The sequence below is a fragment of the Xanthomonas sp. 3307 genome, from assembly GCF_014199735.1.
In the GTDB taxonomy this organism is placed as follows: domain Bacteria; phylum Pseudomonadota; class Gammaproteobacteria; order Xanthomonadales; family Xanthomonadaceae; genus Xanthomonas_A; species Xanthomonas_A rydalmerensis.
The window spans coordinates 35,128-47,470 of sequence record NZ_JACHOG010000003.1; the positions used below are offsets into that span (position 1 = coordinate 35,128).

Annotated in this window: 9 protein-coding genes; 6 read left to right on the plus strand and 3 right to left on the minus strand. The window is 70.1% G+C overall.

Features of this window, described 5'->3' with window-relative positions; all coding sequences use genetic code 11:
• Positions 1-25 precede the first annotated feature (25 nt).
• Positions 26-2,053 carry a sodium-translocating pyrophosphatase gene (locus tag GGR64_RS08825; protein WP_160965314.1) on the minus strand — a complete coding sequence of 676 codons (2,028 nt, stop codon included), beginning with the start codon at positions 2,051-2,053 and terminating at the stop codon, positions 26-28.
• Between the two features lie 255 nt (positions 2,054-2,308).
• Between GGR64_RS08825 and GGR64_RS08830 the strand changes: the two genes are divergently transcribed.
• Both GGR64_RS08830 and GGR64_RS08835 read left to right on the plus strand, forming a co-directional pair.
• Complete coding sequence (locus GGR64_RS08830; protein ID WP_260302973.1) at positions 2,309-2,848, plus strand: hypothetical protein; 540 nt, start codon at positions 2,309-2,311, stop codon at positions 2,846-2,848.
• Positions 2,849-3,429: 581 nt separating this feature from the next.
• Positions 3,430-4,749 (plus strand): hypothetical protein, encoded by a 1,320-nt coding sequence (locus GGR64_RS08835; protein WP_184645298.1) that lies wholly within the window; start codon positions 3,430-3,432, stop codon positions 4,747-4,749.
• 243 nt (positions 4,750-4,992) lie between these two features.
• On the opposite strand, the gene GGR64_RS08840 is transcribed toward GGR64_RS08835, so the two are convergent.
• Complete coding sequence (locus tag GGR64_RS08840; RefSeq protein WP_160965318.1) at positions 4,993-6,249, minus strand: 6-phosphofructokinase; 1,257 nt, start codon at positions 6,247-6,249, stop codon at positions 4,993-4,995.
• Between the two features lie 145 nt (positions 6,250-6,394).
• Here GGR64_RS08840 and GGR64_RS08845 point away from each other — a divergent pair, with 145 nt between their 5' ends.
• From GGR64_RS08845 to GGR64_RS08860, 4 genes are all read left to right on the plus strand, one after another.
• Complete coding sequence (locus tag GGR64_RS08845; RefSeq protein WP_160965320.1) at positions 6,395-6,958, plus strand: adenylate kinase; 564 nt, start codon at positions 6,395-6,397, stop codon at positions 6,956-6,958.
• 434 nt (positions 6,959-7,392) lie between these two features.
• Positions 7,393-8,838, plus strand: a complete 1,446-nt coding sequence (gene mpl / locus GGR64_RS08850) for a UDP-N-acetylmuramate:L-alanyl-gamma-D-glutamyl-meso-diaminopimelate ligase (RefSeq protein ID WP_184645300.1) — start codon at positions 7,393-7,395, stop codon at positions 8,836-8,838.
• Between the two features lie 28 nt (positions 8,839-8,866).
• On the plus strand, positions 8,867-9,448 hold the full coding sequence (locus tag GGR64_RS08855; RefSeq protein WP_160965322.1) for an LON peptidase substrate-binding domain-containing protein: 582 nt from the start codon (positions 8,867-8,869) through the stop codon (positions 9,446-9,448).
• A 266-nt stretch (positions 9,449-9,714) separates the two neighbouring features.
• Positions 9,715-10,185 carry a protease inhibitor I42 family protein gene (locus GGR64_RS08860; protein WP_184645302.1) on the plus strand — a complete coding sequence of 157 codons (471 nt, stop codon included), beginning with the start codon at positions 9,715-9,717 and terminating at the stop codon, positions 10,183-10,185.
• Between the two features lie 87 nt (positions 10,186-10,272).
• Here GGR64_RS08860 and GGR64_RS08865 read toward each other — a convergent pair whose 3' ends face one another.
• A complete protein-coding gene (locus GGR64_RS08865) occupies positions 10,273-12,285 on the minus strand; it encodes a bifunctional DedA family/phosphatase PAP2 family protein (RefSeq protein WP_184645304.1) in 2,013 nt (670 codons plus the stop codon).
• Positions 12,286-12,343: the final 58 nt, after the last annotated feature.

Sequence of the window (12,343 nt, forward strand, 5' to 3'; positions counted from 1 at the left end):
CCGCCGGCGCCGACTGTGCGTGTGGCTACAGCAGCGGCACCAGCAGCAGCGCCACGATGTTGATGATCTTGATCAGCGGGTTGATCGCCGGGCCGGCGGTGTCCTTGTACGGGTCGCCGACGGTGTCGCCGGTCACCGCGGCCTTGTGCGCCTCGCTGCCCTTGCCACCGAAATGGCCGTCCTCGATGTACTTCTTGGCGTTGTCCCAGGCGCCGCCGCCGGTGGTCATGGAAATGGCCACGAACAGGCCGGTGACGATGGTGCCGATCAGCAGGCCGCCGAGCGCGCGCGGGCCCAGCAACAGGCCGACCACGATCGGCACCGCCACCGGCAGCAGCGAGGGCACGATCATTTCGCGGATCGCCGAGCGGGTCAGCATGTCCACCGCACGGTCGTACTGCGGCTTGCCGGTGCCCTGCATGATCCCGGGGATCTCGCGGAACTGCCGCCGCACTTCCTCCACCACCGCGCCGGCGGCGCGGCCCACCGCTTCCATCGCCATCGCGCCGAACAGGTAGGGGATCAGGCCGCCGATCAGCAGGCCGATGATCACCGTGTGGTCGGACAGGTCGAAGGCGAAGGTTTCGGTGGGGTGCGCGGCGCGCAGGTTGTGGGTGTAGTCGGCGAACAGCACCAGCGCCGCCAGCGCCGCCGAGCCGATCGCATAGCCCTTGGTCACCGCCTTGGTGGTGTTGCCGACCGCGTCCAGCGGGTCGGTGACCGCGCGTACCTCCGGCGGCAGCTCCGCCATTTCGGCGATGCCGCCGGCGTTGTCGGTGATCGGGCCGTACGCATCCAGTGCCACGATCATGCCGGCCATCGACAGCATCGCGGTGGCGGCGATGGCGATGCCGTACAGGCCCGACAGTGCGAACGCGCCCCAGATCGCCGCACACACCGCGATCACCGGCAGCGCGGTGGACTTCATCGAGATGCCCAGGCCGGCGATGATGTTGGTGCCGTGGCCGGTGGTGCTGGCCGAGGCCACGTGCTGCACCGGCTTGTACTGGGTGCCGGTGTAGTACTCGGTGATCCAGACGATCAGGCCGGTCAGCACCAGCCCGATCAGCGCGCAGCCGTAGAGCTTGCCGGCGCCGGCGGCGGTGTCGCCCATCAGTTGCTGGGTCACCGGCCAGAACGCCAGCGCCGCCAGTACCGCCGAGACCACCACGCCCTTGTACAGCGCGCCCATGATCGAGCCGCCCGGGCGCACGCGTACGAAGAAGGTGCCGACGATCGAGGCGACGATCGACACCCCGCCCAGCACCAGCGGATACAGCACCGCGTTGCGCCCGGCCTCGGCGGCCATCAGCCCGCCCAGCAGCATCGTGGCGATCACAGTGACCGCGTAGGTCTCGAACAGGTCGGCGGCCATTCCGGCGCAGTCGCCGACGTTGTCGCCCACATTGTCGGCGATCACCGCCGGGTTGCGCGGGTCGTCCTCGGGGATGCCGGCCTCGACCTTGCCCACCAGGTCCGCACCGACGTCGGCGCCCTTGGTGAAGATGCCGCCGCCCAGGCGCGCGAAGATCGAGATCAGCGAACTGCCGAAGGCCAGGCCGACCAGCGCATGCAGGCTGTCGCCCACGCTGTGTCCGAGCCATTGCAGCAGGCCGTAGTAGCCGGCCACGCCGATCAGGCCCAGCCCCACCACCAGCATGCCGGTGATCGCGCCGCCGCGGAACGCCACCGCCATCGCCGGCGCCAGCCCGCGCCGCGCCGCCTCGGCGGTGCGCACGTTGGCGCGCACCGACAGGTTCATGCCGATGTAGCCGGCGACCCCAGACAGCACCGCGCCGATCGCGAAGCCGCCAGCGGTGTACCAACTCAGGAATATCCCGACCAGCACCAGCAGGACCACGCCGGCGATGGCGATGGTCAGGTACTGGCGGTTGAGGTAGGCGCGGGCGCCTTCCTGGATCGCATCGGCGATCTGCCGCATGCGTTCGTTGCCGGCGGGCTGCGCCAGGATCCAGCGCGTGGAGACGATGCCGTAGAGCACCGCCAGAGCCGCGCACGCCAGTGCCACGGTGACTGCATATCGTTCCAGCATGACCCCTCCCAAGGATGTGGATGGCGCCCAAGCGCTGGACATACCGTGGGATCACACCGGAGGAGCTGAAGCATGCAACGACTCCGCGGCCACAACGCGCGCCGCTGGTGCGTATCGCAATGTCGACTGGCCTGAACGCGGCGAGTATGCGCCTGACTCCGTGATGCCGCCAGCGACCAGGCAGGGCGTCGCACTTTGGCGTCCGGTTCAGTCTGCGCGTGGCAGCGTGGCGCATCGCTTCCCAGGAGCCATCCGATGCACTCGACGATTTCCCGGCGGCCGTGCGGCCGCGCCTCGATCCTGGCCCTCGGCCTGTGCACGCTGGCGCCGCTGGTCGCCGCGGCCGCCGACCCGACCCCGGAACTGCAGCGCCCGGCCAGTGCGCCGCAGGCGGTGGGCGTGGTGCACACCATCCGCCAGATCCCCGAGGCCTGCGTGCGCTTCGAGGGCCAGTACACCGGCGATGCGGCGCAGCCCTACCGCTTCTCCGCGGTGCGCAGCAGCCCCACCTGCCAGCCGCGCGCCAAGCTGGTCGAGTTCGATCAGGCCAAGCCCAGCGAGGCCACCGGCTGGAAGTTCAACGATCTGATCCGCGTGCCCAGCGCGGCCTGTCCTTCGCAGCAGGCAGTGGTGCGGGTCTGGCGCAAGCCGGTCGCGCTGAACACCGAGCGCGATGGCCAGGGCCAGTCGCGGATCTATCTGGAAGAGGCCAAGCAGCAGGCGGCCGCCGGCAAGGTCCCGCAGGTCCCGGAGTTCACCGCGCAGATGACGCTGGAAGGCAATGCCTGCCGTTGAGCCGGATGCGTAGCGACATTCCTTGCGGAATCAGCCGCTGCCCATGCCGCGTTGCCGATGCGGGGCAGTGACATCGGCTGGTCGGGCGAGTTTCCCTGACCGGCTCGATCGCTTGCACGCTCGTATCGGTCGCCATCGTCGGCGCCGTAGCGGCGTCGCCGAACGTAGGTGTCTCAGCCGCTGATGCATGTTGCCGTGGGCCGTCTCTGGTTTTCATCGAACGTATGCAGCATGCAGTTGCATGCAGACTGATCGAGTCGGTTCGGATCCTGTTTGCCGCCGGCGCAGCCATTCGTCGGCGACCTCGCCCCCTGTTCTTGGACGCGCCGTCCTTGATCCACGCCATGAAGACACGATCGAACCTGACGTTGGCCACGCATGCGCCAGGAAGCGGCGCATGGCCTGCGTCGTGCGATAGCTGTCTTCCACCGGCGTTGCGCGGGCGATCGGGCCGTTGTGCCAATCGAAGCGCATTCTGGTGCTTTCTCGTTTCCTGCCGATCGTGTGCGCCGTTTTCGCTCTTGCCTTCCGCGAGGTTCCCCGCAATAGTGACGAACGCGCCAGAAGCCTGAGCATCCATTATGCGGTTTCAATCGATCGTCGGTAGCCTGCTCCTGATGACGGCGTCAGCCGCGAGTATGGCCGCGATGCCTTCCGCGGCGGCCTCGCCGGCGGCGGATGAGGCCGATGAGGCGAAGCGTGTTCAAGCCGCCAACGACCAATCCGTGCAGGATGCCATGCATGGCCGCTATCTGGATGCCTCGTTCGGCCTGCTGGCGCATCTCGGTGTCGCATCGGCGACCGACATCAAGGATGCGGACGTGTTCGACCAATGGACGCAGGTGATGTCGTGCATGACCGGCATGCCGACGTTCAATCCGGCCAAGACGGCGGACTTCCACGTGCCCAAGGAACAACTCGCCGACTTGCGTGGCGCGCACGGCGTTTCCGCGCTTGCGGAGATCGTCCGCCGCGCGCGCCGGACCAGCATCGTGATCCTCGACGAGAACCATCTCGATCCGCGCGGCCGCGCGTTCGCGCTGGAGGTCGCGCGCGCCTTGCGTCCGCTCGGCTACACGACGCTGGCGGTGGAGGCGTTGAAGCGCGATGCCGACGATGCCGTGTCGCGCGACAAGATGGCGGCGCTCTCGAAAGACGGCTATGTGCGGCAGCCGAGCGGCTATTACCTGCACGATCCGGTCTTCGCCGATTTCCTGCGCCAGTCGCTTGCGCTGGGCTACCGCCCGGTGTCGTACGAAACCACGCGCACGGAGTATGCCGACGATCCCGGCCAGGCGCAGGCGCAGCGGGAACAGGACCAGGCCGACAATCTGGTCCGGCGCGCGCTCGAGCAAGCTCCCGCCGGCGGCAAGATCCTGATCTATGCCGGCGAACACCATGTCGCGGAACGGCCGATCGCGGCCGAGGGCGGAAAGGTCGAGATGATGGCGCAGCGGCTCAAGCGCGCCACGGGAATCGACCCGTTGACCATCGACCAGGCGGGCTTGTCGCCGATCCCGATGAATCGGCCCGATGCCGACCTGTATGCCATCGCCGAGCCCAAGACCCATGGCCGATCCGTGGTGCTGATGCGGCACGGCAAGCCGCTGACGGTAGGCCTGCTCGCGGGTTCGGTCGATCTGCAGGTGGTGCACCCGCGCACGACGCTCGTCGCCGGGCGTCCGCAATGGCTGGAGGGCATGGGCCGCAAGCCGAGTCCGATCCCGCAGGCGTTGTTGCCGACGGCCGGCACGCGCCTGGTCCAGGCCTTCGTCGAGCGCGAGGGCGACGACGCGATCGCGGTGGACCAGGCGCTGGTCGCGCCGGGCACCGCCGCCCCTGCGTTGATGCTGCCGTCGGTGCCGGTTCGCTATGCCATCCAGGAACGCGACGCGCGCTAGGGCTGACGCCACGATGGGAATGGACCCGCTGCATCCGCGTTAACCGGCGCCAGGCAGTCGCCAGGACGCGCGGCGCGGGCGCCCAGAACGGCATGGCGGGGACGGCAAGCGCGATGAAGCGAAGCCGCCGCGTTCGCTGCGGCGTTCGGCAACGGGTTCGCTGGCGGTGGCGCCATCCTCATGCGCCACGCGCGCCTCGGCTTGCGCCGCTGCGTCGCAGTGGCAGGTGCGCGCAGGCCGGGTTCACCCCTCCCAGGCCGGCAGCTTCTTCTTCACCGCCACGTTCTTCAGCGCCACGTACTTGGGCAGGCCATCGCTGCCGTACGGCAGCGGCGCTTCGCCGCGGATCAGCGGCTGCAGGTAGCGGCGCGCCTTCTCGGTGATGCCGAAGCCGTCCTTGCGCAGGAAACCGGCGGGCATCTTCTTCTCGTGGTTGGCGACCTTGGCCAGCGGCGCGGCCTCGATCTTCCAGCGGTACGGCGCGTCGCTGCTGCGCACGATCGCCGGCATCACCGCGTTCATGCCCTTCAGCGCGAACTGCACCGCGGCCTTGCCGACCGCCTGCGCCTGCTCCCAGTCGGTACGCGAGGCGATGTGGCGGGCCGAACGTTGCAGGTAGTCGGGCAGGGTCCAGTGCACCTTGTAGCCGAGTTCGGCCTTGACCTTGCCGGCCAGGTACGCGGCCACGCCACCGAGCTGGCTGTGGCCGAACGCGTCGGTGCCGCCGCCGGCATCGGCAACGAAGCGCCCGTCGGCGGTCTGGATGCCTTCGCTGGCCACCACCACGCACCAGCCGACCTTGTCCACCACCTTGCGCACCTGCGCCAGGAAGGCGGCTTCGTCGTAGGCGCGTTCGGGGAACAGGATGATCTGCGGCGCGTCGTCCGGCGATTGCGCGGCCAGTCCGGCGGCGGCGGCCAGCCAGCCGGCATGGCGGCCCATGGCTTCGTAGACAAATACCTTGGTCGAGGTCTCGGCCATTGCCGCCACGTCCAGCGCCGCCTCGCGCACCGATACCGCGGTGTACTTGGCGGCCGAGCCGAAGCCCGGGCAGGTGTCGGTGACCGCCAGGTCGTTGTCGATGGTCTTGGGCACGCCGATGCAGTGCAGCGGATAACCGAACGCCTGCGCCAGCTGCGAGACCTTCCACGCGGTGTCGGCCGAATCGTTGCCGCCGTTGTAGAGGAAGTAGCGCACGTCGTGCGCCTGCAGCACCTGCAGCAGGCGCTCGTACTTGGCGCGGTCGGCCTCCAGCGACTTGAGCTTGTAGCGGCACGAGCCGAACGCGCCGCCGGGGGTGTGGGCCAGTGCGGCGATCGCCGCCGCCGATTCCTTGGAGGTGTCGATCAGGTCCTCGCGCAGCGCGCCGAGGATGCCGTTGCGCGCGGCCAGCACCTTGACCTTGCGCGCCCGCGCTTCGCCGATGACGGCGGCGGCGCTGGCGTTGATGACGGCGGTGACGCCGCCGGACTGGGCGTACAGCAGGGTGCCTTGGGCCATGGTCGGGACTCGCTCCTGGGGTGGGGACATTGCCGGGACATTGCCTGGATGCGGTAAGCTGGGGATCTTGCGGCGCAGCGCAGGCGTGGCCCCCGAGTCTAACGCCGCCGGCCGCGCACGGTACTTTCCTCGAGGAGTCAGGTTGATGCGATTGGTGCTGTTGGGACCGCCCGGATCGGGCAAGGGCACGCAGGCGGCCCGCCTGAAGGACAAGCTGCAGATTCCACACATCTCCACCGGCGATCTGCTGCGCGCCGAAGTCGCCGCCGGCACTCCGCTGGGCGTGCAGGCCAAGGAAGTGATGGCGCGCGGCGATCTGGTCTCCGACGACATCCTGCTGGGCATGCTCGAATCGCGCCTCGGCCGCGACGACGTGCGCAACGGTTTCATCCTCGACGGCTACCCGCGCAACCTGGCCCAGGCCGGCGCGCTGGACGAACTGTTGGCCAAGCTCGGCCAGCCGCTGGACGCGGTGGTGCAGCTGGACGTGGCCAACGAGCTGCTGGTCGAGCGCATCGCCGGCCGTGCCAAGGCCGAAGGCCGCGAGGACGACAACCCCGAGTCGGTGCGCAAGCGCCTGCAGGTCTACACCGATTCGACCGCACCGGTGATCGGCTTCTACGACAAGCGCGGCACGCTGGCGCGCGTGGATGGCGTCGGCTCGCAGGACGACGTGCTCGCCCGCATCCTGGCGGCGATCGGCCGCTGAGTCGGCCTAGTACGCCGGCGCCCGCAGCGGGCGCCGGACGTGCAGACGGTCCAGGGCATTGCCCGATCCACTGACGTGCGGCGCACGCCTTGCGCAGCAACGCGACAGGCACGCGCGCACGATCCACGCACACACGGTGCGGGGTCCGGAAGAAGGTGCCAGCGAACGGGCTTGCTCAGGGCCCCACGACATGAGCTCCCTTGGGGATGGTCTCTTGGGGAGTAGAACCACAGGGTGTCGAGGCTGGCCCGTTCATTTTCAGCGTCCGCTCCCGACTTGCCTATCGGGAACTTTCCCCAGTCGATGTGGGGGATTTCCTACTTGACTGCGCAGCGGCGAGCCAACTCCGCGCCGCCCAATGCAGCGCCTCCCACGGCCAGGGGCCGGCTGCGCCGCCGGTTTGCGTGCGTCGGGGGATCGGCGACAATCGGACCATGAGCAAGATCCATATTCTCGGCATCGCCGGTACGTTCATGGGCGGTGTCGCCGCGCTGGCGCGCGAACTCGGCCATGCGGTCGAGGGCAGCGACCAGGCAATCTACCCGCCGATGTCCACGCAGCTGGAACACCTGGGCATCGCGCTGAAGCAGGGGTACCTGCCCGAGCACATCGCCGCGGACTGCGACCAGGTGATCGTCGGCAACGCGCTGTCGCGCGGCAATGCCGCGGTGGAGGCGGTGCTCGATGCCGGGCGCGCCTACACCTCCGGCGCGCAGTGGCTGAGCGAGCAGGTGCTGCCGGGGCGCGACACCCTGGCGGTGGCCGGCACCCACGGCAAGACCACCACCACCAGCATTCTGACCTGGTTGCTGCAGGCGGCCGGGCGCGAACCGGGCTTCCTGATCGGCGGCGTGGCCGAGGACTTCGGCGTCTCCGCGCGGCTGGGGCAGAGGGCTAGGGCTGCCGAACCCTCATCCGGCGCTTCGCGCCACCTTCTCCCGGGGGGAGAAGGACATCAGGAGCCGGCCCTGACGGACCGGCCGCTGTTTGTGGTCGAGGCCGACGAGTACGACACCGCGTTCTTCGACAAGCGCAGCAAGTTCGTGCACTACCGGCCGCTGGTGGCGATCCTCAACAACCTCGAGTACGACCACGCCGACATCTTCCCCGACGTCGCCGCGATCCAGCGCCAGTTCCACCATCTGGTGCGGACCGTGCCGCGCCGCGGCCGGCTGATCGTCAACGGCGAGGATGCGCATCTGCGCGAGGTGCTGGCGATGGGCTGCTGGACCCCGGTCGAGCGCTTCGGCTTCGATCCGGCCTTCGAGTGGAGCGCGCGCCTGCTCGCCGCCGACGGCAGCCGCTTCGCGGTGCTGCAGCAGGGCCGCGAACTGGGCGAGGTGGAGTGGCCGCTGCTCGGCCGCCACAACGTGATGAACGCGCTGGCCGCCCTCGCCGCGGCGCACGCGGTGGGCGTGGCGCCGGCGCAGGTGATGCCGGCGCTGGCGCGCTTCCGCAGCGTCAAGCGGCGCCTGGAGGTGCTCGGCCAGGCGCAGGGCATCACCGTGTACGACGACTTCGCCCATCATCCCACCGCCATCCGCACCACGCTCGAAGGCCTGCGCGCCAAGGTCGGCGCGGCGCGCATCGTGGTGGCGATGGAGCCGCGCAGCAATTCGATGCGGCTGGGCGCGCATGCCCAGGCGCTGGCGCCGTCGCTGGACGCCGCCGACGCGGTGGTGTTCCTGCAGCGGCCGGAGCTGGCCTGGGATGCCGGCAAGGTGATCGCCGCGGTGCGCGGCGACGCCTGTGCGGCGGCCGACGTGGACGCCTTGCTGGCGGCGCTGCAGGCGCAGGCGCGCGCCGGCGACCATGTGGTGTTCATGTCCAACGGCGGTTTCGACGGCGCACCGCGGCGCTTCCTGGCGGCGCTGCAATGAGTCTCGCCGCGCACGGCGGAGCCGGCGCATGAGCGCGCAGCGGACCCCGCTGCCGCTGTTCCCGCTGCACGCGGTGCTGCTGCCCGGCGCTTCGATCAAGCTGCGGGTGTTCGAGCGCCGTTATCTGGACCTGGTCCGCGAATGCGGGCGTACCGACAGCGGCTTCGGCGTCTGCCTGATCCTGGACGGCAGCGAGACCGGCGCCGCGGCGGTGCCGGCGGCGTTCGGCACCGAGGCGCGCATCGTCGATTTCGACGTCGGCGCCGATGGCGTGCTGGTGCTGAGCCTGCGCGGCGCGCGGCGCTTCCACGTGCTGCGCAGCCGGGTCCGCGACAACGGCCTCGTCGTCGGCGACGTGGAATGGCGCGAGGCCGATGGCGACGACGAACTGCGTCCGCAGCACGCGCTGTTGGCGACCGTGCTCGACAGCATCCTCGACCAGGCCGCCGCGGTGTACCCGCTGGCCGGTCCGCGGCAACTCGACCAGGCCGCCTGGGTCGGCTGGCGCATGGCCGAACTGCTGCCGCTGGACGAACGCCAACGCCTGTCGCTGCTGCAGGAAGACGACCCGCACGCGCGGCTGGATCAGTTGCTGGCCTGGATTCCCTGAGCGAGGCGGCGAGGGCGGCATCGCCGTCCTGGTCTGCGCGTAGAGCACGGCGGCGGCATCGGCGTAGCCATCAGCCACGATTGCCACGCGCTGCCCTCGATCGGCTACACCCAGGCGTCCCACGCACTCTTCGCATTCGGCGTTCAGCGCGCCGCTAGCAGGCGCAGGCGACGCTTGGCGGCGATCGGCGGCCGCGCTCGGCTGCCGGCAACGGCATCCCGCCACGGCGGCCTGACGTCCTATCCACGCATGATCGAGGACTTCGTATGAGGCGTTCCTTCTTGCTGTTGTTGCTGTCCGCCGGCGGCTGTCTGAGCTTGCCGGCCATCGCCGTCGAGCCGGCCTCCAATCCCACCGCCAGCCAGCCCGACTGTCCGCGCGGCTCCATCGCCCTGGTCACCGGCAATGCCGATCAGGTGCCGCCGAAGACCTGCCTGACGCCATCGATGAAGCCGTTCGCCCTGCAGCGCGGGCAACTGTTCGCGGTGACCCTCTCCGAGAATGGGTCGACCGGCAGCGCCTGGGCCTTGCGCAGCCTGCCCGCGTCGCTGGCGCTGCTCGACATCGAGCATGCACCCGGCACGGCCTGCGCCACGGGCCGCATGGGCTGCCCCAGCAATGTCACCTACACCTTCAAGGCCACCGATCACGGCAGCGGCACGATCGATCTCATCTACTCGCGGCATTGGGAGGATCGTGCCACCGACTCGCGTTCGATCCGGGTCGAGGTGAAATAGCCGCCATCGTCGCGCGTCGGCGTCCGCAGGGCAGCGCTGCACCGGCGCGGCGCCGACCGGTTCGAGGCTGAGGCGTACCGCTGCCGCTCAGGGCGACGGCGGCGCCTCGCCATCGCTGCGCACCAGCAGCACCGGGATCTCGCTGCGGCGGTGCATGTCCCTGCGCGTGGGCAGCGCGTGCAGCGCCTCGGTCACCGCGGTGAGCGCGGGATCGGCGCCGCGCAGCGGCCGCCACAACCCGATCAGGTTGAAGTGGCGTTCGTAGCGCAGGCTCTGCGCGCTGCCCAGCCACAGCGGCACGTTGCCCGGCTGCAGGCGCGCCGGCGCCGGCCACAGGCGCAGCGCGTACAGCTCGTCCGGATTCGGGCCAGGGCGCAGCATCAGCAGCGATTCCACCCGCGTGTCCAGCGTCGCCGGCAGCACCGGCACCTGCGCGGGCGTGGCTTTGTAGTCGAGCAACTGCAGCGCCTGCTGCCAGCCGGCCTGCGGCTGCACGCGCCAGCCGGCCGCTTCGAGCTGGCGCTGCAGCGGCGCCAGCGGCCCGGCCACCTGGATGTCCAGCGGCCAGCGCTGGTCGTCGTCGAACTCGTTACGCCGCGACGGCAGCATCCGCCAGTCGTGCTGCCACCAGGCCGCGTCCGCCAGCTGCGTCACCTGCGGCGGCGGCGGTTCGAACTTGGCCAGCTTGCGTTCCAGCTGGCGCGGCGCGTACCACAGCGCGGCGATCGCGAAGCCACCGTAGAACAGCCAGGCCAGCGGCTTCATCCAGAACCCGCGGTTGAAGCGGCGGCGGTAGGCGATGCCCAGCACCAGCAGCCAGAACATGCCGAACAGCATGCCGCCGACCACGTCGCTGAGCCAGTGCGCGCCCAGGTACAGGCGGGCGAAGCCGATCAGGGTCACCACCGCGCCCGACAGCAGGTACGGCCACACCCGCGAGCGCCCCGGCAGCTCGCGCGCGATCAGCACTGCGAAGAAGCCGAAGCTGATGGTGGCCATGGTCACCGCCACCGAGGGGAAGCCGAAACCGCTGCTGGCCGCCGGCGGGCGCACCACGTGCACGGTGGCGCCGAGCAGCTTGGTCAGGGCCAGGCCGAACGCCAGCGCCGCCAGCCAATGTGCCGCGGCCATCCAGCGCCGGCGCCAGGCCAGGTAGAGCAGGCCCAGCGCGGTCGGCGGCACCAGCACCTGCCAGTTGCCGAGCGAGGCCAGGGCGGTCATCGGGTAGTCGGCCAGCGGATTGCGCAGGGCCAGCATCAGGTCGTGCACCGCCAGGTCCAGGCGCAGCGGCTCGCCGTGCGCCACCACCACCATCAGCAGCGCGAACCAGCCCCAGCCCAGCGCCAGCAGCATCACCGCCAGCATCGCCAGCGGCACCGATTCGCGGCGCTGCGGGTCGAACACCGCGATCGAATAGCGGCCCAGCACCGGATGCCGGCGCGACCAGTCCAGCGCCCGCGCCAGCAGCGCGTCCATGTGCCCGGCCGACCAGCGGTAGCCGTACAGCACGATCGCCCACACCAGGCCCAGCGCCAGCGCCAGCAGGCCCAGCACCAGGAACAGGCGCCCGGCGACCGCGGCCACTGCGTCGTAGGCCTGGCCCAGCAGCCAGCCCGGTCCCAGGAACAGCAGCGACCAGGTCACCGCGGCCACGCTGCTGGGCAGCAGATAGCGTCGCAGCGGCATCTTCATCATGCCCGCCACCGCCGGCACGAACGGACGGATGGCGCCGACGTAGCGCGCCACCAGGATGCTCTTGAAGGCATTGCGGCGGAACATCGCCTCGCCGCGGTCGAGCAGCTGCGGATAGCGCCGGAACGGCCAGTAGGTGCGCAACCGGTCGCCCCAGCGGTAACCGACCCAGTAACTGAGCGCATCGCCGATCAGCGCGCCGAGCGCGGCGCTGACCACCGCATACGGGCCGGAGATCTGGCCCAGGCCGATCAGCACGCCGATCGCGAACAGCAGCGGCAGCGCCGGCACCAGGGTGCCGAGGATGATGACCGCATCGCAGAACGCAATGGCGAAGATGACCGCGCCGGCCAGGATGGGGTGTGCTGCGATCCACTCCAGCGTGGCATCGGTCCATGAGGCATTCATCGGGCGATTATAGAGGGCAGGCGATGACGGTCTGTCCACGCCGCGGCAACGCCCGCCG

What these genes read in the sequence shown, in the direction of transcription:
- GGR64_RS08825 (WP_160965314.1), bottom strand. Translation starts at nt 2,053, where the DNA reads ATGCTGGAACGATATGCAGTCACCGTGGCACTGGCGTGCGCGGCTCTG.
- GGR64_RS08830 (WP_260302973.1), top strand. Translation starts at nt 2,309, where the DNA reads ATGCACTCGACGATTTCCCGGCGGCCGTGCGGCCGCGCCTCGATCCTG.
- GGR64_RS08835 (WP_184645298.1), top strand. Translation starts at nt 3,430, where the DNA reads ATGCGGTTTCAATCGATCGTCGGTAGCCTGCTCCTGATGACGGCGTCA.
- GGR64_RS08840 (WP_160965318.1), bottom strand. Translation starts at nt 6,249, where the DNA reads ATGGCCCAAGGCACCCTGCTGTACGCCCAGTCCGGCGGCGTCACCGCC.
- GGR64_RS08845 (WP_160965320.1), top strand. Translation starts at nt 6,395, where the DNA reads ATGCGATTGGTGCTGTTGGGACCGCCCGGATCGGGCAAGGGCACGCAG.
- mpl (WP_184645300.1), top strand. Translation starts at nt 7,393, where the DNA reads ATGAGCAAGATCCATATTCTCGGCATCGCCGGTACGTTCATGGGCGGT.
- GGR64_RS08855 (WP_160965322.1), top strand. Translation starts at nt 8,867, where the DNA reads ATGAGCGCGCAGCGGACCCCGCTGCCGCTGTTCCCGCTGCACGCGGTG.
- GGR64_RS08860 (WP_184645302.1), top strand. Translation starts at nt 9,715, where the DNA reads ATGAGGCGTTCCTTCTTGCTGTTGTTGCTGTCCGCCGGCGGCTGTCTG.
- GGR64_RS08865 (WP_184645304.1), bottom strand. Translation starts at nt 12,285, where the DNA reads ATGAATGCCTCATGGACCGATGCCACGCTGGAGTGGATCGCAGCACAC.